Genomic DNA, 25,802 nt, shown 5'->3' on the forward strand with positions numbered 1-25,802 from the left:
CTGGTCGCGCAGTTCCTCCCCCAGCCTTCGGCCGGGGGTACCCCCAGCGCCCCTGAAGGGGCGCTTCGGTCAGGGGCGTTGAGAAGCAAGGGCGCGCTTCACGATCTCCTCCAGTTGGTCGTGGTGCGCGCCCTTCCAGTAGGCCCGGCCGCACTCCTCGCACTGTGCGAAGACGTCGTACGACCTCTCCGTGCCGCCCTTCAGCTGCTCCGCCACCTCGTCCTTGGTCGCCTGCCTCAGCAGGCCGTTGCAGGCCGTGCACCGGGTCCAGGGCCGTAGTTCGGGGCGGAACCGGTCGAGGATGTCGTGGAGTTGGTCGTCGGGGCGGGTGCTGTAGACGTAGGCGCCCGCCCAGAGTTCGCGGCGGCGCAGGAGGCCCCGGTCGCGGCTGAGCAGCACGCGCTGCTCCGTCGCCGAGCGGGTCGCGAGGGCCGGGTCGCCGATGTCCGTCGACTCGTACGCCGTGTCCACGCCGAGGAGGCGGAGGCGGCGGGCCAGGGTGCCGAGGTGGACGTCGAGGAGGAAGCGGAGCGGGGCGCCGGGGACGTGCTGGGGGCGGGCGACCGGGCGTACGGTCACCCGCTCGCCGTGCGCCGGGATGTGGGCGACGGGGACCTCGCGGCCGTCCACGACCAGGGCGCCCACCTCGGTGAGGGGGACGCCCAGGGACTCGATCACGTGACCCAGTGTCGAGACGCCGTCGACGGCGAGCGGGTGGACGCCCACGCGGCGGGCGTGCGGGACGAACAGGGCGAGCTCGGGGGCGACTTCGACGTGGATCTCGGCGGTGTTCACCTGGTCAGGATGGCACGGGAGACGGCCGTGACCTCAGTGGTTTTCGGGGGGCAGGCCGTGCTCGATGACGTTGAGGGCACGGTCGACGAGGGCGTCGAAGTCGGGCTCGTGGTCCTGTTCCGCCCAGTACATCGAGGTCTCCATCAGGCCGCCGACGATGGACATCGCGTAGACCCGGACCTCAAGGCTCTCCGGGTCGCGGCCGGTGCGTTCGCCGATGGCCTGGCAGAGCATCCGGCCGGTCTCCGACATGCTCTCCATCATCCGGGAGCGCACCGCGGGGACCTCGACCATCAGCCGGGTGCGCAGCCTGGAGACCGCGTGCGGGTCCTTCATGCCCAGGGTGATCGCCCGGTGCATCACATGGCGGAGGGAGTCCGGCCAGGGCTCGTCGGCGGGCCGGGACCGGAGCTCCTCCATGATGATCGGGTCGTACTCGTCCGTGAGGACGATGTCCTCCTTGGTCGGGAAGTACCGGAAGACCGTCGAGGGCGACACCTCGGCCCGCTCCGCGATCTGCTCGATCGTCGTCGCGTCATACCCCTGCTCCTCGACCAGCGTGTACATCGCGGTGCGGATCGCCTCGCGGGTCTTGATCTTCTTCCGTTCGCGCAGGCCGAGCGTGGGGGAGGTGTGCGGTGCCGTCATGCTGGTCATTGTCCGGCATCGGCGGTGGCGGGGGCCACGGCCGGGTCCTCGTTCCCTTCGGTGCGGTGGGCGGTCGGTGTGTTGGGCAGGAACGCGGCGGCCAGCAGTGCGGTGACGAGCGCGGCGATCCCGCAGACCATCAGGACCAGGCCCATGCCGTGGACGTACGAGGCGTTCGCGGAGGCGGCGAGGTGGGTGGAGCCGGTCTTCGCGGCCACCAGGTGGGCGGCGACGACGGACTCGCCGGCGGTGTGGCCGAGCGGGGCGGGCAGGCCGGTCACGTCCAGGCGGTCGCGGAAGGTGCTGGCCAGCAGGCTGCCGAGCAGGGCGATACCGATCGCGCCGCCGACCTGGCGCAGGGTCATCAGCAGTCCGGAGCCGCTGCCGGCCCGGTTGGCGGGCAGTGCGGCGAGGGCGCCGTCCATGGAGGGCACGACGGAGAAGCCGAAGCCGAGGCCGGCGACGGACAGCCACAGGGCGGTGTAGCCGTAGCCGTCGTGGACGGTCGTACGGCTGCCGAGGAGGGCGGCGAAGGCGAGCACGACCAGGCCCGCGCTGACCACGGCGCGTGAACCGAAGCGGGCCACGATGGGCTGGGCGGCCCGTGCGGCGATCATCAGCCCGCCCATCATGGGCAGCAGGCGCAGACCGGTACCGAAGGCGTCGTTGCCGAGGACCGCCTGGAGGTACGGGGGCAGTACGAACATCAGGCCGGACAGCACGAACATCACGAGCGTGGCCGCGAGGGCGTTGAGCAGGAAGCCGCGGTGGGTGAGGAGCTCCATGTCGAGCATGGGGCGGTCGACCTGGCGTTCGCGCAGCACCAGGCCCGCGACCAGGAGCACGGCCGCCGCGAAGAGGGCGATGACCAGAGGGTCGCCCCAGCCGCGGTCGGGGGCCTCGATGATCGCGTAGATCAGGGCGCCGAGGCCGGTCGCGGTGAGCGCGGTGGAGAGGGCGTCGACCTTGGGGGAGGCTGGGTCGCTGGTCTCGGGGAGCAGGAAGACGCAGGCGGTGACACCGATCGCGACCATCGGGACGTTGATCAGGAAGACCGAGCCCCACCAGAAGTGGTTGAGCAGCCAGCCGCCGATGATCGGGCCGAGCGGCAGGCCGAGCGCGGAGGCGGCGGAGATGATGCCGACGGCCCGGGTGCGCTCGGCCGGTCCGAACAGCGAGGGCAGTACGGACAGCGCCAGCGGCATCACCAGTGCCGCGCCGACGCCCATCACCGCGCGGGCGGCGATCACCCAGTTCACATCGCCGGCGAGGGCGCCGATCACGGACCCGGCCAGGAAGACCGCGAGGCCGGTGATGAGCATCCGGCGGCGGCCGAAGCGGTCGCCGAGGAGGCCGGCCGGGAGCATCAGCGACGCGAAGACGACCACGTAGGCGTCGGCCATCCACTGCTGCTGGCCGGTCGTGGCGCCGAGCTGCTCGGCCATGGTCGGCAGCGCCACGTTGAGGATCGTCATGTCGAAGCCGAGCACCAGCATGCTCGCGACCAGGGCGCCCAGGGCCCACCAGCGGCGGGGGTTCTGCTGTGTCTCTTCAAGCTGAGTGACAGTAGCCATGAAATGAGAGTAGCTCTCAAAATCTAGAGACTGTCAATGGGGAGTCGATGTCAGGGCATGAAAAAGTGGCCACGGCTCGGGAGCCGTGGCCACTCGAAGGAGGGGCGGTGGAGCTATGCGTGCTGGTACGCCACCAGGGAGATCCCCACGTAGTGGACGACGAACGCGGCCAGCGTGAGCGAGTGGAAGACCTCGTGGAAGCCGAAGTAGCGCGGTGACGGGTTCGGGCGCTTGATGCCGTAGATCACGCCGCCGGCGCTGTAGAGCAGGCCGCCGACGATCACCAGGACCAGGACCGCGATACCGCCGGTGCGCATGAAGTCGGGCAGGAAGAAGACCGCCGCCCAGCCCATCGCTATGTAGCAGGGCGTGTACAGCCAGCGCGGGGCGCCGACCCAGAACACCCGGAAGACGATGCCGGCGGCCGCGGCGCCCCAGATGCCCCACAGCAGCCACAGCCCCTTCGCCCCGGGCAGGAGCAGCAGGGTCAGGGGTGTGTAGGTGCCCGCGATGATCAGGAAGATGTTGGCGTGGTCGAGTCTGCGCAGGATGCCGTCCATGCGCGGACTCCAGTTGCCCCGGTGGTACAGCGCGCTCACGCCGAACAGCAGGCATGCCGTCAGGACGTAGATCCCGCAGGCGATGCGGCCGCGCGGTGAGTCGGCGAGGGCGGTGAGGACGAGGCCCGCGATCAGTACGGCCGGGAACATGCCCAGATGCAGCCAGCCGCGCAACTTGGGCTTGACCTGGTGCGACAGGGAGGACAGCGCCGAGGAGCCACGGCCGGCGGCCGGCGGTTCCGAGGGCGCGTCGGGGGCGGACGCAGTCATGTCTCGCATCGTACCTACGGAACCGTAGGTTACGCGTCAGTACGGCACGACGACCACTCGACCGCACTCATCGTCTCATGCCCGCCTGTTGCACAGGCAGGGGCGTGCAAAAAGATCTCCAGTTGAACTCAACGTGGACGCAAAGAAACGCAGGAAAACACGGAAACCGTGGCCTTCCTCACGTCGCTCATCTGTGACTCCCTCTGGACAGATGGGAGATCGAGTCGGAGGATCAAATGAGTGCGGTCGGCACCGGATGAGCGGCTACGAAGCATCCGGGTCGCAGCCCCCACGGGGCAACAAGGCCTGAAACAGGGCCGCAAGATCAAAAATCCCTCATTTAGGAGCAATCGTGGCGCGCGACATCGCGGCTCCCACCGTCATCCCCACCAACCATCAGGAACTGATCTCGTGGGTCAACGAGATCGCCGAACTGACGCAACCGGACAGCGTGGTCTGGTGTGACGGATCCGAGGCCGAGTACGAGCGACTGTGCGAAGAGCTCGTGGCGAAGGGCACCTTCAAGAAGCTCGACCCGATCAAGCGCCCCCACTCCTACTACGCGGCTTCCGACCCGACCGACGTCGCCCGGGTCGAGGACCGCACCTTCATCTGCTCCGAGCAGGAGAAGGACGCGGGCCCGACCAACCACTGGAAGGCCCCCGCCGAGATGCGGGAGATCTTCTCCGGCGAGAAGGGCCTGTTCCGCGGCTCGATGAAGGGCCGGACGATGTACGTCGTCCCGTTCTGCATGGGCCCCCTCGGCTCCCCGCTCTCCGCGCTCGGCGTGGAGATCACCGACTCCGCGTACGTCGCCGTCTCCATGCGCACGATGACGCGCATGGGCCAGGCGGTCCTCGACGAACTCGGCGACGACGGCTTCTTCGTGAAGGCCGTGCACACCCTCGGCGCCCCGCTCGCGGAGGGCGAGGCGGACGTCCCCTGGCCGTGCAACCAGACCAAGTACATCTCGCACTTCCCCGAGTCGCGCGAGATCTGGTCCTACGGCTCCGGATACGGCGGCAACGCCCTGCTCGGCAAGAAGTGCTACGCCCTGCGCATCGCCTCCGTCATGGCGCGCGACGAGGGCTGGCTCGCCGAGCACATGCTGATCCTCAAGCTCACGCCTCCGCAGGGCGAGTCCAAGTACGTCGCCGCGGCCTTCCCGAGCGCCTGCGGCAAGACGAACCTCGCCATGCTGGAGCCCACCGTCTCCGGCTGGACCGTCGAGACCATCGGCGACGACATCGCCTGGATGCGGTTCGGCGCGGACGGCCGCCTCTACGCGATCAACCCCGAGGCCGGCTTCTTCGGCGTCGCGCCCGGCACCGGTGAGCACACCAACGCCAACGCGATGAAGACGCTCTGGGGCAACGCCGTCTTCACCAACGTCGCTCTCACCGACGACGACGACATCTGGTGGGAGGGCATGACCGAGGAGACGCCCGCCCACCTCACCGACTGGAAGGGCCGGGACTGGACCCCGGAGTCCGCGGAGCCCGCCGCCCACCCCAACGCCCGCTTCACCGTCCCCGCCGCGCAGTGCCCGATCATCGCGCCGGAGTGGGAGGACCCGAAGGGCGTGCCGATCTCGGCGATCCTCTTCGGCGGCCGCCGGGCCAGCGCCGTACCGCTGGTCACCGAGTCCTTCGACTGGAACCACGGCGTGTTCCTGGGGGCGAACGTGGCCTCGGAGAAGACCGCCGCCGCCGAGGGCAAGGTCGGCGAGCTGCGCCGCGACCCGTTCGCCATGCTGCCGTTCTGCGGCTACAACATGGGCGACTACATGGCCCACTGGATCAAGGTCGGCCAGTCCGCGGACGCGGCCAAGCTGCCGAAGATCTACTACGTCAACTGGTTCCGCAAGAACGACGAGGGCAAGTTCGTCTGGCCGGGCTTCGGCGAGAACTCCCGTGTCCTGAAGTGGATCGTGGAGCGGCTGGACGGCAAGGCGGCCGGTGTGGAGACGCCGATCGGTGTCCTCCCGACGCGCGAGGCCCTGGACACCAACGGCCTCGACCTGGCCGACAGCGACCTCGACTTCCTGCTGACCGTCGACAAGGAGGTCTGGCGGGAGGAGGCCTCGCTGATCCCCGACCACCTCAACACCTTCGGTGAGCACACGCCGAAGGAGCTGTGGGACGAGTACCAGGCGCTGGTCGAGCGGCTGGGATAACTCCCGTTCGATCTCCGCGGCCGGTCCTGGGGGTACCTCCCACGCCCCTAAGGCAGTGGGGGAGTGCCCTGACCAGCGATCGTCACGACCGGCCGCGGTGTGAACCGGCGAGGCCGCGCACAATGGGGTGCGGGGCTTGTGGGCCTGTCGTCGCCTATTTCCGTCCGCCCCGACGGGAGCTCTGGCGGCGGCAGGCCTTCGCCTGTGGGGGTGCGTTTTTGGCTTGCGGCCGGTGGGGGCCGGTCGCGCCCACGCGGCGGTAGCCGCACATCGACACAGCCCCGCGCCCCTTTTCAGGGGCGTTCAGTTGCCCCTTTCTTCCAAGTAGCGGGTGTGGGATTCCTGGCGTCTGGCCTCTGTGTCCCTCAGGGCTGCTGCCAGGTGCTCCGCCTCTTCCTTGAGGACCGTGAGCTGGCGTTCCAAGTGGCGTTCGGGGGGTTCCTGGCCGGGGGTCAGGCGGGTCCACCACCTTGTCCGTACGAAGCTGTCGACCGCCTCCGGGATGTCCTGCCGTACCGCCCGCGAGAGGACGTGTACGCCCTCGGGGTCCTGGGCGAGCAGTTCGGAGGCCCACCCGGGGTCCAGCAACGCCGTCAGCAGGTCCGTCAGTTCGGTCAGGCGGGCCTCGGTGGAGGCCGGCAGGCCGACCTCCGCCAGGTAGGTCTCCAGCTTGCGGAAGTCGGCGCGGACCTCCTCCAGCTGGGCCGACGGGGTGGGGAAGTCCGGCAGCGGCGGGCGTTCCGGCGGGGCGATCAGCGCGCCCGCGCCGTAGAGGCCGGCCACCACCACCGGCCAGTACGGGCCCGCCACGTCCGTGAAGGTCAGGACCAGGCCGAGAAGGCCGCCCGCCGAGCCGGTGAGGTTCTTGCGGGACTCCAGGTAGCCGAGGAGCTTATTGGTAGCCACGGATCTCCTCGAAGGCGCCGTCCAGGGAGTCCTGCCGGCCGTCGAAGAGACGGCCGCCGGTCAGGGCGGCGATGTGCTGGAGTTCGGCGCGGGACGAGTCGCCGAAGAGGATGGGGAAGACGGGGATCTGCTGCCGGTCGGCGGAGAGCTTGCCGTAGAAGTCGTCGAAGTCACCGACCTTGGCGCCCGTGGTGTTCTCGCCGTCGGTCATCAGCACGATCGACGTGAAGGTGTCCTGGGAGGGGTTCAGCTGGGCGTACGCCTTCTCCAGAGAGGTGTAGATCGCCGTGTTGCCGTCGGCGTTCAGGGCGTCGGTGTCCTTGCGGATCGCGTCGAGGTCGGCCTTGTCGTCGACCACGTGGGTGCTCACGCTCTTCACGTCCGAGCCGAACGGCATCAGGGTGACCTCCTCGCGGTTGCGGAAGTCGCCGGTGAGGCCGGTGAGGGCCTTCTTCAGGCGGGAGAGCCGGTCGCCCTCCATCGAGCCCGAGGTGTCCAGGACGTAGACCGTGCGGGAGGGCCTGCGCAGGTCGTTCTCGTACGCCGAGATGAGCCCGTCGGCCACGGACCGGCTGCCGGGGAAGGGGAGTTCGCGGCGGCGGGTCGTGTCCAGGCCGGAGGCGGGCGGGACGGAGGCGACCACCGGGCGGCGGTGCGTGGTGTCCGTGACGATTCTCTGCACGGCCGTGGTGCGCAGGTCCTCCGTCACCTTGCGGACGTCCTCGCGGGTGGCCGAGGAGGTGGCGGCCAGGGAGGAGAGCGGGTAGTCGGCGGTGACCACACCGTCGGTCGGACGGATCACCGTCAGGCCGGGGATGCCCATGAGGACGGACTCGTAGTTGAGCAGGGCGTCGACGTTGCCGCGCCGCTTGTAGGCCGAGGCCAGCCAGCCGGAGGAGCCCGAGGTCAGGGTCTGGCCCTTGAAGAACCTCTTCAGCCGGGGGGTCGCCTTGGTGACGTCGCCGTCCGTGAGCGCCGACTGGGCCCCGGAGAGCGCGGAGGCCACCGAGACCAGCGTGGAGAAACCGGAGTTGGAGCGGGCCGGGTCGGTCATGCCGTACGTCAGCTTCCCGGCTTCCACGGCCTGCTCGATCCGGGACCAGGTGACGTCGGCGGGCTTCCAGCCGAGGGACTGCACGGTGGCCGTCTTCACGCCGATCGCGACCGGGCTGGACATGATCGAGGTCTCGGAGACGACCTTCTTCGCCGCCTCGGGGCGCAACCGCAGATAGTCGTCGGAGGACAGCCAGAGCGCGTCGTACTTCCCGTCCGCCTGCCCCTTGGCCAGCAGGTCCACGGCGTCCAGGGTGCCCATGTAGGTGGGACGGACCGTGACACCGGTGTCCTTGCGGACCCGGTCGAAGACGGCGCTCATGTCGCTGAGTTCGGAGGAGGCGAGGACCCGGAGGGTGCCGGGCTTCGGCGCCGTGGAGTCGTCGTCGTGGTCCTGGGAGGTGCAGCCGGTCAGTACGACGGCCGTCGTCGCCAGGAGGGCGAGCAGCGTGCGTCTGTTCATGCGAGGCCGTCCTCCAGTGCGCCCTTCGAGCGGCTGCGCGCCAAGTAGGCGCTCGCCTGCTGGAGTTCGTCGGTGAGGGACTGGACGGTGCCGGCCATCGCCTCGGTCGCCTGCGCCTTGTAGCTGTCGATGGCGTCGAGGGTGCGGTAGATCTGCTGGAAGGCGGCGCGCAGGGTCTCGACGCCTACGGCCGGGTCGGCGGCGATGCGCTGGATCTCGCCGCTCTGGGTCGCGAGCATCTCGGCATTGCCCCGGATGAGGTCCTCGGTCGTCCCGCGCAACGCGTTGACCTGCTCGATGACCTTCTTCTGGTTGTCGAGCGCGGAGGCCAGCATCACCGAGATCCGCAGCGCCGAGACCGTGGTGGTGGCGGCGCGTTCGACGCCCTTGATCAGTTCGTCGTTGTTGCGCCGTACGACGTCCATCGCCAGGTAGCCCTGTGCGGACACCGCGAGCTGGGTGAGCAGGTCCTGGTGCTTCTGCCGGACCGGGAAGAGCACGTCCGACCGCAGGGCGTCGGCCTCCTGGGGGTCGGGGAGCCGGGTGATGTGCTGCTCCACGGCGGTGTCCAGGGCCTGGGTGAGGACGACGTACTCCTGGAGCTTGCCCATGGTCTCCCAGAGCCGCACCCGCTCGGTCTGCAACGCGGCGTTGTCCCGCCGGAGTTCGTCCTGGCCGCCGCGCAGCGACCCCACGATCTTGTTCAACGTCCCCTGCGCTGAGGCGTACTTGGCGACGTGGTCGCGGAGCCTGTTCCCGCCCGGCAGCCGGGAGAGGAACTTGCGGCCCTTGCCCGTCGGCAGGTCGCGCGGGTCGAGGTCCTCGACGACCCGGCGGAGTTCGACCAGCGAGCCGGCCACCTTGGCCTGGGCGTCGCCGCCCTTGTCGGGCAGGCTGCGCACCGCACGTTCCAGCATGCGGTTGGACTGCGAGGCGGCGGTGCGCATCTCGCCGGCGCCGAGGCCGGTGATCTCGCCGACCTTGCTTGCGAACTCCGGCGACCGTGCGTCCAGGGCGGCGAGGCCTCGGACGTAGTCGTCGGCCTTGCGCGCCATGTCCGTACGGACGCCGTCGTCGACGGGCACGAGTCCGCCGGCCTTCTCCCGCGGCACGGGCGCGACGGCCTCCGGCGGGGTCAGCGTGAACACGTCCTCACCGCTGAGGGTGGGCGGGTGCTCACCGCCGCTCGGCACCATCTTGTCGAAGTTGCTCACAGGATCCCCCCGTCAGCCGCGCGCCCGGCGGGCCATCTCGTGCAGCACCGCGTAGGTGGGCACGGGCGCCTGCCGGACGCCGGTCAGTGTCTGGTTGAGGTAGGCGGCTTGGCCGGCGGTGGCACTGACGAACTCGGCGGAATCGCCCTGCGGCCGGAAACCGTGCCGCACGGCGAGCTTGCGCAGGGTCGGATCGGTGCTGAGGAGTTCGCCGAGCGCCCGGCCGGCGTCGTCGAGCGGCACGATGGTGTGGTCGCTGTTCACCGTGGTGTCCGGATAGAGGACGACCAGGTCGTCGGCGCCGTGCCGGTCGGCGAGCAGCGAGACGACCTGCGACTCGTACAGGCACACCAGCGGGTTGCCCGCGCCGCTGATGAAGTCCCGGAACACCGAGTCACTGCTGGGCTGTTGGGCGCCCTGGACGCTGACGAGCTTGTGCAGCAGCGGGGCGGTCCTGGCGACGTCGGCGGTACTGGCCACCACCTGGCCGCCGTTGGCCACGTAGGAGGCGGCGGCGAGGTAGAGGGCGCCGGAGTTGGAGGTCTCCGGGTCGGTGCTCGTGATGTAGAGCGTCCCGGTCAACTCCCCGTGCACGGTGGCGCCCTTGAGCTGCTGCCAGGTCCGGTCGTGCCGGGCGGCGTCCAGATAGGCGGCCATCCTCAGGGTGCCCCGGCCCTTGCCGTCGAGCACGGCGAGGCCGTTCGCCGCCAGGACGTCGGCCGCGCTGCGGTGGGCCACGACGACCAGGGGCGAGTAGAAGGGCCGGGGGAGCGGCTGGCGCGCGTGGTACTTCGCGGCCAGCTGGTCGGCCGGCGCCGAGCTGGAGGGGAAGGCGAAGTCGTACCCCTTCAGGTCCAGGCCGTCCATGGCCCAGGACCCCGACGACTCCGTCTTCACGGTGTAGCCCTTGGCGGCGAGGGCCTTCACCACATCGGGATCGGCGAAGAAGTCCGACTTCTCCGAACCGATCACACCGCGCACGGTCTTCGTTGCCGTGCCCTTGCCATCCCCGTTCCGGCCTGCGACGACGGCAGCCACCACGCCACCGATCAGCAGCACCGCGAGGACGATTCCCGCGATACGTCTCACGCGGGGGAGCGTGCTCGCGGAACCCCACGTTCCTGGGCGACCAGGGTGAACGGGGGGTGAATCGGACGTCCCGGAATACAACGGGGCCACGAAGATCGATCAGGGGTGCGGCGGGGAGGGGGCGGGTGAGAGGCGGGGCCGACGCCGGCAGCACCACCCACGCCAACGGCGCGCGGCCGTCGCAGCGTGGTCCGGCGATGCCGGGAGCCGCGGCACCGCGGGACCACGGCACCGCGGAACCACGGCCGGATCGGCACCGCCGGACTGCGCCGTCGTGGCTGATCGCCGTCGCGGCGGAAGAGATCTGTCGCGGCGGAGAAGAGGGCGGGGCTGTGGAGGGGGAGGAGCGCTGTGCTGCGGAGGGCGCAGGGGGCTGCGCTGTGGAGGTGGAGGGGAGAGGGCTGCGCTGTGGAGAGGGGAGGGGGTTGTGGCAACCCGGTCCGCGCGTCGCTGCGGGAGCGCGCGGACCGGGGCCGTTCGGGGGAGGGGTGGACCGGCAGAGGCGGTCGGATCGGCCGGCGGTGGTGGGTAGCCGGTGGTCGGCCCGGTGGTAGCCGGTTCGGGCCGGCCAGGCGGTGGGTGGCCGTTGGTTGGTTCGGGTCGGCCGGCGGTGGTGGGTGGCCGGTGGTCGGCCCGGCTGTGGTCGGTGGGCGGTTCGGGTCGGCTTGGCGGTGGGTGGCCGGTGGGCGGGTCAGCCTGTCGTTGTGAGTTCTGTGGCTGCCGCGTGTGCGTCCATGCGCTCCGCTGCGAGGATCGCCGCCGCCGTGTCCGCGCGGGACGCGGCGACGACGAGGGCGCGGCCGGCGAGCGCGTGCGCGCGCTCGTGGAGTGCGGCCGGTTCCTGGACCGCGGTCAGCGACGCGCGGACCGGCGTACGTCCGCTCCGTAGCCGGGTCACCTGCTCGGCCAGCCGGGTCGCGGCGGCGTCGAGGTCGGTGGACGGCGCGAGGGCCCGCAGCTCGTCGGTGACGGCGAGCAGCGCCGCGAGATGTCCGGCGAGCTGGATGTCCAGCTCCTCCTCGCGCGTCCGGTGGGGGAAGTCGGAAGGCGTGCCGGCCATCGTGCTGTGGACGGACCCCTTGTGGGAAGAAGGGGTGCGGATCGGTTCGTACATGGGAGATGGCCTCCTGTGCTCTGACAGGAAGCCATCCTAGCTTGGATCTCGTCTAAAGTTGACCACGTTCACGGATGGTGCCCCGGCGGCTACCTACGGCTGGCGCCTATCGCTGGCTGTACCCGTCCAGGAACCGCCCGATCCGTGTGATCGCGTCCCGTAGGTCGCCGATCGCCGGCAGCGTCACCACCCGGAAGTGATCCGGTTCCGGCCAGTTGAAGCCGCTGCCCTGGACCACCATGATCTTCTCCTGCCGCAGCAGGTCCAGGACCATCTGCCGGTCGTCCTTGATCTTGAAGACCTGGGGGTCGAGGCGCGGGAAGAGGTAGAGGGCGCCCTTGGGCCGGACGCAGCTCACGCCCGGGATCTGGGTGAGCAGCTCGTACGCCGTGTCCACCTGCTCCTTCAGCCGCCCGCCCGGCAGCACCAGGTCGGTGATCGTCTGGCGACCGCTCAGCGCGGCCACGACACCGTGCTGACCTGGCATGTTCGCGCACAGTCGCATGTTGGCGAGGATCGTCAGGCCCTCGATGTAGGAGTCGGCGTGTGCGCGGGGACCGGAGATGGACATCCAGCCGACCCGGTAGCCGGCCACCCGGTAGGCCTTGGACATGCCATTGAAGGTGAGTGTGAGCAGGTCCGGGGCGACGGAGGCGGTCGAGGTGTGCGTGGCGTCGTCGTAGAGGATCTTGTCGTAGATCTCGTCCGAGCAGACCAGCAGGTTGTGGCGGCGGGCGATGTCGGTCAGCCCGCGCAGCATCGCCTCGTCGTACACCGCGCCCGTCGGGTTGTTCGGGTTGATGATGACGATCGCCTTGGTGCGGTCGCTGACCTTGCGCTCGATGTCGGCGAGGTCGGGCATCCAGTCCGACTGCTCGTCGCACCGGTAGTGCACGGCCGTACCGCCGGAGAGGGAGACCGCCGCGGTCCACAGCGGGTAGTCCGGCGCCGGGACCAGCACCTCGTCCCCGTCGTCGAGCAGCCCCTGCATCGCCATCACGATCAGCTCGGAGACGCCGTTGCCGATGAAGACGTGCTCGACGTCGGTCTCGATGCCGATGGTCTGGTTGTGCATGACCACCGCGCGGCGGGCGGCCAGCAGGCCCTTCGCGTCGCCGTAGCCGTGGGCCGTGGAGACGTTGCGGAGGATGTCCTCCAGGATCTCCGGCGGGCACTCGAAACCGAAGGCGGCCGGGTTTCCGGTGTTGAGCTTGAGGATGCGGTGTCCCGCCGCCTCAAGCCGCATCGCCTCCTCGAGAACCGGGCCCCGGATCTCGTAACAGACATTGGCGAGCTTGGTCGACTGGATCACCTGCATGTCCGTGAGCTTACGGTGCGGTAACGCCCGTCGGGTCGTGTTTTCCACCACGTGAGACACGGGAGGAGCACTGGTGGGACATGAATACGACCCGATGATTTGGCCTGTTATCGCCGGTAGCTGTCTCAAAGGTGCCCACCCTCCCTAGAATTCGCGTCCATGCCGAGACCTGCCGAGGACGAGACCGGAGCGCCCAGCGTTTACCAGCACCAGGGCGGACCGGCCCCCGAGTACGAGGAGTACCGGGATCCGGCGTTCGCGCACGGCTGGCTCAACGCATACGACGAGACGAGCGAGCTGCCCCGGATCGCGCCCGCCGCACCGGGGCCGGGCCGGGCGGAGCGGCGCCGGGCGGCGGCTCGTGGCACGGGCGGCCCGCGTGCGAAGCATGTGGCGGTCGCCGTGGGGGCGGTGGGGGCCGCGTCCGTGGCCGCGCTGATCGCCGGCTTCGCCTTCTCCTCGTCGCCGGACGGCACGCGGGGCGAGCAGAACCGTACGAAGCACACGGCAGGCGAGTCGTCGCAGTCGCCGCAGGAGAGCCCGCGCGGCGCGTCCGTCACCCCGTCCCCGAAGTCGGACGCGGCGTCGCCGGCGACCGGCGCGGCATCCGGGTCCGCCGCCACGGCCACGGCCGGGTCGTCGGCATCGGCGAACCCCTCGCCGAGCACCGTCCCGACCCGCAGTGCGAGTGGGACACCTTCGCCGACCGCCGTCACCACGACCCCGACGTACGGCGGGCACGGCTGGGGGCACGGGAGGGGTGGCGGCAGGGGGCGTTAGGGGGCGTTGGGGGGCGTTGGGGGGCCATGAGGCCGGCGCCGTGCGGGTCGCCCCGTTCGGGCCGGGCTGGGCCGGGTGACGCAACCGGTCAACCGGCCAACCGGCCGCGGTGGTTCGTCGTCATCCGTGTCAGGAGGTCCCGGCGGCTCCGGTCGACCGGAAACAGCATCTTGCCCCCGCACCTTGTTGTGTTGAGAATGTGCATGACAAGAATGCGGGTGGCCGGAAGATCTCCGGTCACCCTCGTCGTATAGAGGGGACCCCCACATGAACAAGCCTCTCGTCGCCGCGCTCGCCTCCCTGGCCATCACCGGGATCGGCGTGGCACCGGCGGTCGCCGCGCCGCAGGCCAAGGCGGCCGCGGCGGTGACCGTCAACTTCGCCGGTACCGTCTCGCTCAGCAACTGCTCCGGCTCCGTCATCCGCTTCCCGAACTCCGCGGACACCGACCCGGCGCTGGTGATGACCAACGGCCACTGCCTGGAGACCGGCTTCCCGGACCCCGGCGAGGTCATCACCGGGCAGTCCTCCAGCCGTACCTTCGGACTGCTGAACTCCTCCGGTACCCGCGTCGCCACGCTCCGCGCGAACCAGGTCGTCTACTCGACGATGACCGACACGGACGTCACGATCTACCGCACCACCACGACGTACTCGGCGATCAAGAGCTCCTACGGCATCAGCCCGCTCACCCTCAGCGACACCCACCCGACCGCCGGCGCCGCCATCAAGGTCGTCTCCGGGTACTGGAAGACGATCTACAGCTGCAACATCGACGGGTTCGTGTACCGGCTGAAGGAGGGCGACTGGACCTGGAAGGACTCGGTCCGCTACACCTCCGCGTGCAACACGATCGGCGGGACGTCGGGGTCGCCGGTGATCGACACCAGCACGGGCCAGGTCGTCGCCATCAACAACACGGGCAACGAGGACGGGGAGCAGTGCACCGTCGACAACCCGTGCGAGGTGGACGCGAGCGGCAACATCACGGTCCGGCAGGGGATCAACTACGCCGAGGAGACGTACAACATCCCGGCGTGCTTCACGACGGGGAATGTGCTGAACCTGAGTGCGAGCGCTTGCACGCTGCCCAAGCCGTAATGCCCCGCCGGGTGCGCCGTTGTCGGGTGCGGGTGTGTGGGGGCTGGTCGCGCCCACGCGGCGGTAGCCGCAGATCGACACAGCCCCGCGCCCCTAAAGGGGCGCCCTGCGTACCGCTCGTCCGGCCAGTACGTCCGTTCTGTGGCCGTTCTCGATGACGAAACGGCCGTTGATCAGGACGTGGGGGATGCCTGTCGGTAGGCGGCGCGGCTCCTCGAACGTGGAGCCCGCCGCCACCGTCTCCGGGTCGAAGAGGACCACGTCGGCCCGGTAGCCCTCGCGGATGCGGCCGCGGTCCGGCAGGCGCAGCCGGGCCGCGGGGCGGGCGGTGAGGTGGGCCACGCACTCCTCCAGGGACAGGACCCCCAACTCCCGTACGTAGTGGCCGAGGTAGTGCGGGAAGGTGCCGTAGGCGCGGGGGTGCGGCTTCGCGCCCTGGAGGATGCCGTCCGAACCACCGGTGTGGACCGGGTGGCGCATGATCGTGCGGACGTTCTCCTCGTGGCCGACGTGCTGGAGGATGGAGGGGGCCAGGCGGTCCGTCAGGAGAAGGTGGCGGGCCGTCGTCCACGGGGGTTCGCCGCGTCGCCGTGCCGACTCCTCGACCGTACGGCCGACAAAGTCGGCCAGAGCCGGATCGGCCACGCCCGAGATCTCGATCGTGTCCCACTCGATGGGGACGCCGTGGCAGCCGTCGGAGCCGACGGTCTCCAGGTGGTGGCGGATGCGTTCGGACGTCTCCTCGTCCGCCAGCCGGGCCAGAGCCGCCTCAGGGCCGCCCTCGTTCGCCCAGCTCGGCAGCATCGCCGCGAGGGTCGTGCTGCCGGGGGTGTAGGGGTAGGTGTCGAGGGTGATGTCGGCGCCGGCGGAGAGGGCCTCGTCGAGCAGCGCCAGCAGCTCGGGTGCCCGGCCCTTGTTCACACCGAAGTTCATGGTGGCGTGGGCCAGATGGAGCGGGCAGTCCGCCTCCCGGGCGAGGGCGACCATCTCCGCATACGCCTCCAGGGCGCCCGCGCCGTACGAGCGGTGGTGCGGGCAGTAGTAGCCGCCGTAGCGCGCCACCACCCGGCACAGCTCGGTCAGTTCGGCGTCCTCGGCGTACATGCCGGGGGTGTAGGTCAGACCGGAGGACAGGCCCACCGCGCCCTGTTCCAGGCCCTCCGCCACCAGCCGCCGCATCCGGTCGAGTTCGGCGGGGGTCGCCGCGCGGTCCTCCCAGCCGACGACCAGGGCGCGGACCGTGCCCTGGGGGATCAGGTAGGCCGCGTTCACGGCGACACCCCGGTCGAGGCGGTCCAGGTACTCGCCGACCGACCGCCAGTCGAAGTCGATGTCGTCGCCGTGGCCGTTCCAGCCGGTGATCGCCCGGCGGACCTCCTCCAGGGTGCGGTCGTCGACCGGGGCGTACGACAGCCCGTCCTGGCCCAGGACCTCCAGGGTCACCCCCTGCGCGGCCTTGGCGCTGTGGTCGGGGTCGCGGAGCAGGGCCAGGTCGCTGTGTGCGTGCATGTCGATGAAGCCGGGGGAGAGGACCAGGCCTTCCGCGTCCAACTCGCGCATGGCGCGGGGGCGTTGGCAGCCGGCCGCCGCTGCCTCCTTGACGATCGACACGATCCTGCCGCCGTCGAAGACCACGTCCGCGCGGTACGAGGGGGCGCCGCTGCCGTCGACGACGTCCGCGTCCCGGATGACCAGATCCTCCATGATCCCTCCTGGAATCCTCTCAGAAGAACGTGCGGATGTAGTCGACGACCGTTCCGTCCGCCTCGGCGACCGGGATCAGCTGCCACTTGTCGAACGACGTGCACGGGTGGGACAGGCCGAGGCCCACCCAGTCCCCGACCTCCAGGTCCGCCTCGGGCGCGGTGCGCAGCCAGGTGTGCTGGTCGGACAGGCCGGTCACCTCGACGCCGGTCGCCGGCCGCTCCGTGCCGTCCCGGCGGATCACCTGGGCGAACGGGAGGTGGAGGTCGTAGGCCGCGTCCCGCTTGCCCGCGTTGGCGAAGGCCTGCTCGGGGGAGGGGCGGGAGACGATCTGCGTCCAGAGGCGGAAGGCCGGCTCCAGGGCGCCCTCCTCGGGGACGCGGTTGAAGGGGGTGATCTCGCGGTAGCGGCCGTCGTCGTGCGAGACGTACGCCCCCGAACGCAGCAACTTCAGTACGGGGTGGGAGAGTTCGGGGATCCCGGCGAAGACGTCCGCCACCGCGTCGAACCAGGCGCTGCCGCCCGCGCTGACGACGATCTCCGTCAGGTCCGCGAACCGCCCCGCCTTGTCGAAGTCGACGGCGAGGGCGACGAGGCGGTGCAGATAGGCGTGGACGCGGTCGGGGGTCGCCTCCGGCACCTCGCCCTCGTACCCTGCCACGCCCACCAGCCGCAGGGTCTCGGTCCCGGCCACCGCGTCCGCGACCGCCGCGCACTCCGCCTCCGTACGGACGCCGGTACGGGCGCCCTCCCCCGCGGCGAGCTCGACGACGACGTCCACGGGGCGGGTGGTGACCCCGCGCAGCGCCGTGTCCATCAGCTCGACCCCGCGCACCGAGTCGACGTAGCAGAGGAAGCGGAAGTCCTCGTCCCGCTCCAGCTCGCCCGCGATCCAGCGGAGGGCCGGGGCGTCCACGAGCTCGTTGGCGAGGAAGACCCGCCGGGTGCCGAACGCCCGTGCCACCCGCACCTGATGCGGCACGGCGAGGGTGATGCCCCATGCCCCGTGCTCGATCTGGCGCCGGAAGAGCTGCGGGGCCATGGAGGTCTTGCCGTGCGGGGCGAAGGCGAGGCCGTGCCGTTCGGTGTACGTCTCCATCAGCGCGAGATTGTGCTCCAGGCGCTCGGCGGAGAGGGCCAGCACCGGGGTCGCGAAGCCGTCGGAGAAGAGGTTGCGGCGCTCGGCGGCCAGCTCGCCGACGGTGCGGCCCTCGGCGTCCGGCGGGAGGCCCTTGAAGCGGTGGTCGACGCGTTCTTCCGCGAGACGGGCAAGCGCTTCGGTGCCGGGGTCGAGGGTCACGGAACCTCCCTGATCGAGCTGATTGCATTATGTGCAACGCTCATTGCGTATATCGCTTACCGCTGTCTAACATCCACGCCAATGCCGGGTCAATGGAGCCCACAGCGACCCTCCCCATCGACGAGGAGCCACGACCATCGTGAAGGCCACGGACGCCGTTGACGCCGTTGACGCCCCGGACGTCGTCGCGCTCGGCGAGTCCATGGTCACGTTCCTGCCCACCCGGCCGGGGCGGCTCGCGGACGTACCGTCCTTCGACCGTGCGATCGGCGGCGCCGAGTCCAACGTGGCCTGCGGGCTGGCTGCCGCCGGCCACGCCGTGCGGTGGGTCAGCCGGGTCGGGGCGGACGGGTTCGGCGATCACCTGGTGGCGGCGGTCGCGTCGTACGGCGTGGACGTCTCGTACGTGGGCCGCGACGCCGTGCGCCCGACGGGCGTGTACTTCCGTACGGCGGGGGACCGGGCGACGGACGCGCACGAGGTGGCTTATTACCGGGCGGGCTCTGCGGCGTCCGCGATGTCGGTGACCGACGTGGATCTGGGCGCGGTGCGGGCGGGACGGGTCCTGCATCTGTCGGGGATCACGGCCGCGTTGTCGGAGGGGTGCCTGGAACTGCTGCGCGAGCTGACGGCGCCCGCCGAGCGCCGGCCACTGGTGTCGTTCGACGTCAACTACCGGCCGAGCCTGTGGGCCGGCTCCGACGGCGCGGACGTGCTGTTGGAGCTGGCGCGTCGGGCCGACATCGTCTTTGTGGGGGAGGACGAGGCGGAGCTGGCGTGGGGGGTGGAGGGCGGACCGGAGGCGATTCGGGAACTGCTGCCGGAGCCTGCGGTGTTGGTGGTGAAGGAGGGGGTGAAGGGGGCGACGGCGTTTCGGCGGGATGGTGCGGGCGGTTCTTCGGCCGCGGCCCGGTGGGGGCTGGTCGCGCAGTTCCCCGCGCCCCTTGCGGGGCGCTGCCCAGCCGTGTCCCATCGAGCCACCCGGCAAGCGCGGGTGAGTGAAACCCCGCCCCCGGCCTACCCCCACGGCACTTTCGAACCCGCCCCCACCGTCGACGTCGTGGCGACCGTCGGAGCAGGGGACGCCTTCGCCGCCGGATTCCTCTCCGGCGCACTGCGCGGCCTGCCCGTACGGCAGGCACTCCGGCTCGGCCATCTCTTCGCCGCCGCCGTCCTCACCACCCCCGCCGACCTCGCCGCACCCCCCGCCCGCGACACCACCGACCGCCTGACCGCTCTCGAGGACACCGCGTGGGAGAGACTTCGACTCGGCCCCGGCTGGACGCAAGCCGACGCGGCCGAAGAGGAGGTACGCAACCCATGAGCCAGACCGTCGACCGAGCACTCAGCATCCTGCCGTTGCTCGCGGAGGGCCCCGCCGACCTCGGCCAGGTCGCCGACCGCCTCGGCGTGCACAAGTCGACCGCACTGCGGCTGCTGCGCACCCTCCACGAACACGGGCTCGTCTACCGCCAGTCCGACCAGCGCTACCGGCTCGGCGCCCGCCTCTTCGCGCTCGCCCAGGAGGCGATGGAGAACCTCGACATCCGCGAGATCGCCCACCCCCACCTGGCCCGGCTCAACGAGGCCTGCGGGCACACCGTGCACCTCGCCGTGTTCGAGGAGGGCGAGGTCCTCTACATCGACAAGGTCGAGAGCCGTTACCCGGTGCGCATGTACTCGCGGATCGGCAAGCCCGTCGCCATCACCGTCGCCGCCGTCGCCAAGCTGCTCCTCGCGGACCTGCCCGAGCCCGAGCGGCGGGCCCTCGCCGACAAGCTCGACTACCCCATGTACACGGCCCGTTCGACGCCGAACGCGGAGGCCTTTCGCAAGGAACTGGCCAAGGTGCGCGAACAGGGCTGGGCCACCGACCTCGGCGGCCACGAGGAGTCCATCAACTGCGTGGCCGCCCCGATCCGCGGCGCCGACGGCCGCGTCGTCGCCGCGATGTCGGTATCCGCGCCGAACGTCGTCGTCACCGCCGACCAACTCCTCACCCTGCTCCCGCAGGTGCGCCGTACGGCGGACGCGATCAGCGGTGAGTACTCCGGCAGAACTCCGATCAAGGAAGCCAGCGACTGATGACCGAGAAGATCGCGCTCACCCCGAAGACCCACACCACGCCGCCCGCGAAGTTCTCGCACGGCGTCCGGAAGGGCAACATCCTCCAGGTCGCCGGCCAGGTCGGCTTCCTGCCCGCCGAGGAGGGCAAGCCGCCCACCCCGGCCGGGCCGACGCTGCGCGAGCAGACCCTCCAGACCCTCGCCAACGTCAAGGCGATCCTCGAAGAGGGCGGCGCCTCCTGGGACGACGTGATGATGATCCGCGTCTATCTGACGGACGTGGACCACTTCGCCGAGATGAACGGCATCTACAACACCTACTTCGAGGAGCAGGGCCTCACCGCCCCGCCCGCCGCCCGGACGACGGTCTACGTCGGTCTGCCCGCCGGCCTCCTCATCGAGATCGACGCCCTCGCCGTGCTCGGCTGACGGCCCGTCGACCCGTCGACCCGACTCCCGCACACCGTACGTCTGTCACGGCGCGGCGCCCGCCCCGGGTGCCGTGCCGCGATCCCCCCTGCCCGAAAGCACAATGTTCCTACGCCGAAGAGGACCCCCACATGTCCCTACCGCTCGCCGCCCCCACCACTCCCGCGACCCCACCCCACACCGGTGGACTGCTCCTGCTCCTCGACGGCACCGCCGGCCTCCTCACCGTCGCCGCCATCGGTATCGCCCTGCTGCTCTTCCTGATCATCAAGGCGCGGCTGCAGCCCTTCGTCGCGCTGCTCGCCGTCTCCATAGCCGTCGGCCTGCTGGCCGGTCTCTCGGTCACCGAACTCTTCGGCACCGTGCAGCGTTCGGACGCCGTCTCCACGGTCGAGTCCGGCATGGGCGGCATCCTCGGCCATGTCGCGATCATCATCGGCCTCGGCACGATGCTCGGCGCGATCCTCGAAGTCAGCGGCGGCGCGGAGGTGTTGGCCACCCGGCTCCTGAACCTCTTCGGCGAGCGGCGCGCCCCGCTGGCCATGGGCCTCACAGGGCTCATCTTCGGTATCCCGGTCTTCTTCGACGTCGGCATCTTCGTGCTGGCGCCCCTCGTCTACGCGGCGGCCAAGCGCGGCGGCAAGTCGATCCTCCTCTACTGCCTTCCCCTCCTCGCCGGTCTCTCCATGACCCACGCCTTCCTGCCGCCGCACCCCGGGCCGGTGGCCGCCGCCGCACTGCTGCACGTCCAGCTCGGCTGGGTGATCCTCATGGGCATCGTGTGCGGCATCCCGGCCGTGCTGGCCGCGTGGGCGTACTCCGCGTGGATCGGCAAGCGGATCTTCGTCGCGGTACCGCAGGACATGGTCGAGGCGGCCGAGGAGGCCAAGCGGGCGGTGGCGGCGGAGCAGCGGGCGGCCGGGGTCGAGCCGCAGGAGAAGCCGGTGCCGCTCGGCACGGTCCTCGCCATCATCGGTACCCCGCTCGTCCTCATCCTCGCCTCGACCTTCTCCTCGATCGCCCTGGACCCCTCCACCGGCCGCTCGGTACTGGAGTTCTTCGGTACGCCGATGGTCGCCCTCACCCTCGCCCTGGTCCTCGCCTACTACCTGCTCGGCCTCCGGCGCGGCTGGTCCCGCAAGTCCCTGGAGACCGTCTCGACCGCGTCCCTCAAGCCGGTCGGCAACATCCTGCTGGTGGTCGGTGCGGGCGGGATCTTTGGCGCGGTACTGAAGGCGAGCGGGGTCGCCCAGGCCCTCTCCGACACGTTCAACGGCGTAGGCCTGCCGGTGGTCGTCCTCGCCTACCTCATCTCCGTCGTCCTGCGGGTCGCGCAGGGCTCGGCGACGGTGGCGATCGTGACGACGGCCGGCATCGTGGCCCCGCTCCTCACCGAGGGCCATCACTCCCAGGCCTTCGTGGCCCTCGTCATCATGGCCATCTCGGCGGGCTCGATCTTCGCCTCGCACGTCAACGACGGCGGCTTCTGGATGGTCGCCAAGTACTTCGGTATCAGCGAACGCGACACCCTGAAGACCTGGACCGTGCTGGAGACGGTGCTGTCGGTGGTGGGGTTCGCGGTGGCTGCTGTGCTCAGCGTCTTCGTCTAGATCCAGGTTCGCTGGGCGTCAGGGGGGAGCAACGGCACCCGATCGAGTGATCGACGCTCGAACCCGTGCCCTTTCCGTATGGGCTCCGTTGTTCTCGGCAACGTAACCAAGCGGTGGGGGCGGTGGCGTGTGCTGGTGGGCAGGAAGTACCGGTTGAGGCTGACGCCCGGACAGGTCGCGGCATGCGAGGAGTTCGGGAACATCTGCCGTGTTGTTGGAACACGGGTCTCGAACAGCGTCGAGAGTATCGGCGGCGCGGGGCGTGGATGAACTACGTTCCGCAAGCCGCTGAGCTCGCCGATGCCAAGCGGGATCATGCCTGGCTGCGTTGTGCACCCCCGCACGTTCTCCAGCAGACACTGATGGATCTCGACAGAGCTTGCCGTACCCAAGGCACGTTCAAGGTCCGTTGGCGCTCCAAGAACCGGTGGGCACCTGGCTTCCGGTTCCCGGCGGGAAACCGGATCATGGTGGAACGGCTGAACCGCAGGTGGGGACGGGCAAAGCTGCCCAAGCTCGGATGGGTCGTATTCCGGTGGACCCGGCCGCCGGGTGGAGAGATCCGCTCGGCCACCGTCTCCTGCCGGGCTGGGCACTGGTATCTCTCGTTCCTCGTCGAGGACCTGGTCCAGACCCCTGACCACCATCCTGGTACGCCGGTCGGTGTCGACCGGGGCATTGTCGTCGCCGTGACCACGAGCACGGGTGACTTCCACGACCGTGAGTTCGCCACTCCAGGCGAAGGGAGGCGATACCGAAGGCTGCAGCAGAAGCTCGCCCGTTCGAAGAAGGGCTCGGCCAGCAGACGCAAGACCCTCGCCGCCATGGCACGCATCATGGCCCGTGTAGTGGACCGACGCGCCGACTTCACCGCCTGGACGGCGAACCGCCTCACCAAGCGGCACTCGGTGGTGGTCCTGGAGGACCTGCATATCACTGACATGACCGGCTCCGCCAAGGGTGACGTGGAACAGCCGGGCAAGAAGGTGCGGCAGAAGGCCGGACTGAACCGAGCCATCCTCGACAAGGGATGGCATCGTTTGGAAGTCGCCATCCGTAAAGCGGCCCGGTCCACTGGCACGGAGGTGCTACTGGTCAACCCTGCATACACGTCGCAGACGTGCAACCGGTGCAAACATGTGGACGCGAAGTCACGCAAGAGCCAAGCGGTCTTCGTGTGCACGGCCTGCGGTCACCGGGACCATGCTGACGTGAATGCCGCCAAGAACGTCCTCAGCGCCGCAGGGCATGCGGTGCCAGCCTGTGGAGACCTCGCCGCTGGGCGGTCCGTGAAGCAGGAACCAGCGGCCCCGCGAGGGGTACCGCGCCAACCGGTGTCATCGCTGGTTGGAATCCCCTCACCTTGACGGTGTGGGGAGGAAGTCAAAACGAAGTTGGGGCTGGCTATGTCCGGCACAGAGTTGTCAGCCATACTGCCCGCTGTGGAGCAGCGCATAGGAGCCAACAGCAAGCCCCTGGAGGGCGCCGGATTCGACCCGGCCTTCATCCCCGGGCTCACCTCACCCGCGCCCGCCGAGCCGGAGGACGCGGCGCCGGAGGACGCCGAGGCGAAGGCCACGGAGGCCGATGAGGTCGAGGAGGCGGGGCCCGAGGCCATCGAGAAGGCTGCCGGACCGGAGGCCGAGGTCGTCGAGGCGGAGGTCGAGGACACGGCGGACGACGGTGAGGAGGAGGCCTCGGAAGGACCCGTCTTCGAGGCCGCCGACCGTCGGGCGCGGATAGTGGCGGACGCCACCGGTGTGCGCCTCGCCCTCGACGAGGAGAAGTGCGAGTTCCGCTGGGACGAGATCGGCGCGGTCGAGACCGAGGCGCCGCGTTTCGGCAAGCGCTTCACGATCACCGTCCACACCCCGGACCGCCGCTGGTACCCGATCGAGATCGAGGCGACGGCCCGGTCCCGCTTCAAGGAGTGGGAAGAGGAGCTGGACGCGGTCCTGGACGCGTACTTCGACGACGGTGCCGACGCGTCCGACGACACCGACACCGATGCCGGCACCGACGCAGACACCGACGCCGGCGAGGGCCGCGAGGAAGCGCGCGCCTAGCTGCAGTACTGCGCTTCCTTGCCGATCGACCGATACACACAGTCCGCGTTCTCCAGCAACTGGAACACCGCGTCCCGGTTCCGGGAGGTCTCCCGCTCGATCACCTCGTCGGGCGGGTAGAACCCACCCCCGGAACTGGACGTCGGATACATCTCGAACGTGTAGTCGAAGATCTTCTGTGTGCCCCACAGATAGTCGTCGATCGACCCGTCCGTGATGTACAGGTCACTGGACTGCTCCGGCGTATAGCCGTTGCTCGCCGCCATCTTCTGCCCGAGCGCCTTGAACGCGGCCGCGTCGTCCGCGGTCATCCCGGTCGCCGTGTCCGCCGTCGTGTACCCGTACGGCCACAGCACCAGCTCGCTGTACGTGTGGAAGTCGATCCCGGCCTTGATCTGCTGCTTCCCGCCGACGACCCGGCTGCGTACGAAGTCGGCGACCACCTTCACCTCGGGGGCCGACTCGGCGGCCGCGCCCCGGTAGGTCTCGGACGACGTCGAGCCCGACGACCCGCCGCAGCAGCCCCACTTGTAGTTCCAGTTCCGGTTCAGGTCCGTACCGACGTTCGAGGAACCGGAGTTGGGCTGCCGGTTCTTCCGCCATGACCGGTACGACCCGGTGGCGATGTCGTACTCGCCGCCGTCCGGGTTGAGGTCCGGCACGATCCAGATCTCCCGGCTGTTGACGATGTTCGTGACCCGGGAGTCGGTGCCGTACCCGGCACCCAGCTCCCGCAGCAGGTACAGCGCCATCTCCACCGTGAGGTGCTCGCGGGCGTGCTGGTGGAAGGTGAGGAGGACCTCGGGTTCGTTCTCGTCCGTCGCCACGTTGTCGCTGACCTTGATGGCGACGATGTCCCGGCCCTGGTACGACTTGCCGATCACCTGCTTGCTCATGATGTTCGGGTAGGCGGCGAGCCGCTGGTCGATCTCGGCGTTCATCTCTGCGTAGTTGTGGTACTTCGAGTCGGCCGTCGGGAAGTCGAACAGCCGCAGTTGATCGGCGGGGGTCGACCGGTCCGGGGCCGCGCCGAGGGGAGTGACGTCGTAGCCGAGCCGTTTCAGCGCGGCGATCTGGGCGGCCCGGCCGGAGACGACCACCGTCTCCTCGTCGGCCTCGTCCACGGTGACGCCGGTCTGCTGGATGGCCGTGCGGGTCACGGGGGTGGTGCTCTGGTGGATCTCGTACTGCCGGACGTCGTCGGCCGAGGGGGCCGGCGGGCGGGCGCTGTCGGCGGTCGCGTGGGTGGCCGTCGCCGTCGCCGAGACGGGGGCCGCGAGGGCGAGGGCCAGCAGGGCACCGAGCGCGGCGGTCCGTCTGCCGCCGCGGGCGCCGGAGGCGCGTATGCGAAGTCGCATGAAGTCTCCTAGAGGGGAGGTGGGGGTGGTCCAGTGCGACGTGCCTGTGAAATGGCTGTGCGGGTGCCGCTCATCGTCTGCGAATGACATGAACAGGTCAAGATAGTAAAATCAGCCGTGCCGGTCGGGTGAATCGGCCGCGCAGTGTACGCGCGTACCCGTCCTCGCAAGCCACCCCCGCCGAAGTACACCCGCCCGCGTGACCCCT

Annotated in this window: 22 protein-coding genes; 9 read left to right on the forward strand and 13 right to left on the reverse strand. The window is 70.0% G+C overall.

Annotated features, from left to right (window positions below):
- Positions 1 to 69: 69 nt before the first annotated feature.
- The 4 genes from ACIRR9_RS01830 to ACIRR9_RS01845 all read right to left on the reverse strand — a co-directional run bounded on the left by ACIRR9_RS01830 (position 70) and on the right by ACIRR9_RS01845 (position 3,847).
- A complete protein-coding gene (locus ACIRR9_RS01830; RefSeq protein WP_403746501.1) occupies positions 70 to 795 on the reverse strand; it encodes a Mut7-C RNAse domain-containing protein in 726 nt (241 codons plus the stop codon).
- Between the two features lie 33 nt (positions 796 to 828).
- On the reverse strand, positions 829 to 1,452 hold the full coding sequence (locus ACIRR9_RS01835; RefSeq protein WP_403746502.1) for a TetR/AcrR family transcriptional regulator: 624 nt from the start codon (positions 1,450 to 1,452) through the stop codon (positions 829 to 831).
- The gene (locus tag ACIRR9_RS01840) at positions 1,449 to 3,017 is read right to left on the reverse strand and encodes an MFS transporter (RefSeq protein ID WP_403746504.1); all 1,569 of its coding nucleotides are present in this window, start codon (positions 3,015 to 3,017) and stop codon (positions 1,449 to 1,451) included. The genes ACIRR9_RS01835 and ACIRR9_RS01840 overlap by 4 nt, the downstream gene beginning before the upstream one ends.
- Positions 3,018 to 3,130: 113 nt before the next feature.
- Positions 3,131 to 3,847, reverse strand: coding sequence for a hemolysin III family protein (locus ACIRR9_RS01845; protein ID WP_384559735.1), 717 nt, complete (start codon positions 3,845 to 3,847; stop codon positions 3,131 to 3,133).
- A 352-nt stretch (positions 3,848 to 4,199) separates the two neighbouring features.
- Between ACIRR9_RS01845 and ACIRR9_RS01850 the strand changes: the two genes are divergently transcribed.
- Positions 4,200 to 6,023 (forward strand): phosphoenolpyruvate carboxykinase (GTP), encoded by a 1,824-nt coding sequence (locus ACIRR9_RS01850; RefSeq protein ID WP_403746507.1) that lies wholly within the window; start codon positions 4,200 to 4,202, stop codon positions 6,021 to 6,023.
- A gap of 303 nt (positions 6,024 to 6,326) precedes the next feature.
- Here ACIRR9_RS01850 and ACIRR9_RS01855 read toward each other — a convergent pair whose 3' ends face one another.
- The 6 genes from ACIRR9_RS01855 to ACIRR9_RS01880 form a co-directional block, all read right to left on the reverse strand.
- Positions 6,327 to 6,929: a hypothetical protein gene (locus ACIRR9_RS01855; protein ID WP_403746510.1), complete on the reverse strand. Its 603-nt coding sequence runs from the start codon at positions 6,927 to 6,929 to the stop codon at positions 6,327 to 6,329.
- Positions 6,916 to 8,445, reverse strand: coding sequence for a substrate-binding domain-containing protein (locus ACIRR9_RS01860; protein WP_403746513.1), 1,530 nt, complete (start codon positions 8,443 to 8,445; stop codon positions 6,916 to 6,918). Before ACIRR9_RS01860 ends, ACIRR9_RS01855 begins: the two co-directional genes overlap by 14 nt.
- Entirely contained in the window at positions 8,442 to 9,641 is a 1,200-nt protein-coding gene (locus ACIRR9_RS01865; RefSeq protein ID WP_365340290.1) for a toxic anion resistance protein, read from the reverse strand. The genes ACIRR9_RS01860 and ACIRR9_RS01865 overlap by 4 nt, the downstream gene beginning before the upstream one ends.
- A 30-nt stretch (positions 9,642 to 9,671) precedes the next feature.
- Positions 9,672 to 10,748, reverse strand: coding sequence for a hypothetical protein (locus ACIRR9_RS01870; RefSeq protein ID WP_403746516.1), 1,077 nt, complete (start codon positions 10,746 to 10,748; stop codon positions 9,672 to 9,674).
- A 691-nt stretch (positions 10,749 to 11,439) separates the two neighbouring features.
- Positions 11,440 to 11,862 carry a hypothetical protein gene (locus ACIRR9_RS01875; protein WP_403746519.1) on the reverse strand — a complete coding sequence of 141 codons (423 nt, stop codon included), beginning with the start codon at positions 11,860 to 11,862 and terminating at the stop codon, positions 11,440 to 11,442.
- Between the two features lie 106 nt (positions 11,863 to 11,968).
- A complete protein-coding gene (locus ACIRR9_RS01880) occupies positions 11,969 to 13,180 on the reverse strand; it encodes a pyridoxal phosphate-dependent aminotransferase (RefSeq protein ID WP_403746522.1) in 1,212 nt (403 codons plus the stop codon).
- Positions 13,181 to 13,339: 159 nt separating this feature from the next.
- On the opposite strand from ACIRR9_RS01880, the gene ACIRR9_RS01885 reads away from it, so the two are divergent.
- A complete protein-coding gene (locus tag ACIRR9_RS01885; RefSeq protein ID WP_403746523.1) occupies positions 13,340 to 13,960 on the forward strand; it encodes a hypothetical protein in 621 nt (206 codons plus the stop codon).
- Between the two features lie 267 nt (positions 13,961 to 14,227).
- Positions 14,228 to 15,061, forward strand: coding sequence for a serine protease (locus tag ACIRR9_RS01890; protein ID WP_365340123.1), 834 nt, complete (start codon positions 14,228 to 14,230; stop codon positions 15,059 to 15,061).
- 93 nt (positions 15,062 to 15,154) lie between these two features.
- Here the strand turns inward: ACIRR9_RS01890 and ACIRR9_RS01895 are convergent, their stop codons facing one another.
- Both ACIRR9_RS01895 and ACIRR9_RS01900 read right to left on the reverse strand, forming a co-directional pair.
- On the reverse strand, positions 15,155 to 16,765 hold the full coding sequence (locus ACIRR9_RS01895) for an amidohydrolase family protein (protein ID WP_403746528.1): 1,611 nt from the start codon (positions 16,763 to 16,765) through the stop codon (positions 15,155 to 15,157).
- 19 nt (positions 16,766 to 16,784) lie between these two features.
- The gene (locus ACIRR9_RS01900; RefSeq protein ID WP_403746531.1) at positions 16,785 to 18,065 is read right to left on the reverse strand and encodes an amino acid deaminase; all 1,281 of its coding nucleotides are present in this window, start codon (positions 18,063 to 18,065) and stop codon (positions 16,785 to 16,787) included.
- A 202-nt stretch (positions 18,066 to 18,267) separates the two neighbouring features.
- Between ACIRR9_RS01900 and ACIRR9_RS01905 the strand changes: the two genes are divergently transcribed.
- The 6 genes from ACIRR9_RS01905 to ACIRR9_RS01930 all read left to right on the forward strand — a co-directional run bounded on the left by ACIRR9_RS01905 (position 18,268) and on the right by ACIRR9_RS01930 (position 24,236).
- A complete protein-coding gene (locus ACIRR9_RS01905) occupies positions 18,268 to 19,389 on the forward strand; it encodes a sugar kinase (RefSeq protein ID WP_403747025.1) in 1,122 nt (373 codons plus the stop codon).
- Entirely contained in the window at positions 19,386 to 20,150 is a 765-nt protein-coding gene (locus ACIRR9_RS01910; RefSeq protein ID WP_384559714.1) for an IclR family transcriptional regulator, read from the forward strand. Before ACIRR9_RS01905 ends, ACIRR9_RS01910 begins: the two co-directional genes overlap by 4 nt.
- A complete protein-coding gene (locus ACIRR9_RS01915) occupies positions 20,150 to 20,560 on the forward strand; it encodes a RidA family protein (RefSeq protein WP_362312779.1) in 411 nt (136 codons plus the stop codon). The genes ACIRR9_RS01910 and ACIRR9_RS01915 overlap by 1 nt, the downstream gene beginning before the upstream one ends.
- A gap of 131 nt (positions 20,561 to 20,691) precedes the next feature.
- Positions 20,692 to 22,170, forward strand: coding sequence for a GntP family permease (locus tag ACIRR9_RS01920; RefSeq protein ID WP_403746535.1), 1,479 nt, complete (start codon positions 20,692 to 20,694; stop codon positions 22,168 to 22,170).
- Positions 22,171 to 22,436: 266 nt separating this feature from the next.
- Complete coding sequence (locus tag ACIRR9_RS01925) at positions 22,437 to 23,537, forward strand: RNA-guided endonuclease InsQ/TnpB family protein (protein ID WP_403746537.1); 1,101 nt, start codon at positions 22,437 to 22,439, stop codon at positions 23,535 to 23,537.
- A 75-nt stretch (positions 23,538 to 23,612) separates the two neighbouring features.
- The gene (locus ACIRR9_RS01930; protein ID WP_403746539.1) at positions 23,613 to 24,236 is read left to right on the forward strand and encodes a hypothetical protein; all 624 of its coding nucleotides are present in this window, start codon (positions 23,613 to 23,615) and stop codon (positions 24,234 to 24,236) included.
- Here ACIRR9_RS01930 and ACIRR9_RS01935 read toward each other — a convergent pair.
- Positions 24,233 to 25,594, reverse strand: a complete 1,362-nt coding sequence (locus ACIRR9_RS01935; RefSeq protein ID WP_403250813.1) for a M14 family metallopeptidase — start codon at positions 25,592 to 25,594, stop codon at positions 24,233 to 24,235. The genes ACIRR9_RS01930 and ACIRR9_RS01935 overlap by 4 nt on opposite strands.
- Between the last annotated feature and the right edge of the window lie 208 nt (positions 25,595 to 25,802).

It is taken from the genome of Streptomyces sp. NPDC101234 (assembly GCF_044767525.1).
In the GTDB taxonomy this organism is placed as follows: domain Bacteria; phylum Actinomycetota; class Actinomycetes; order Streptomycetales; family Streptomycetaceae; genus Streptomyces; species Streptomyces sasae.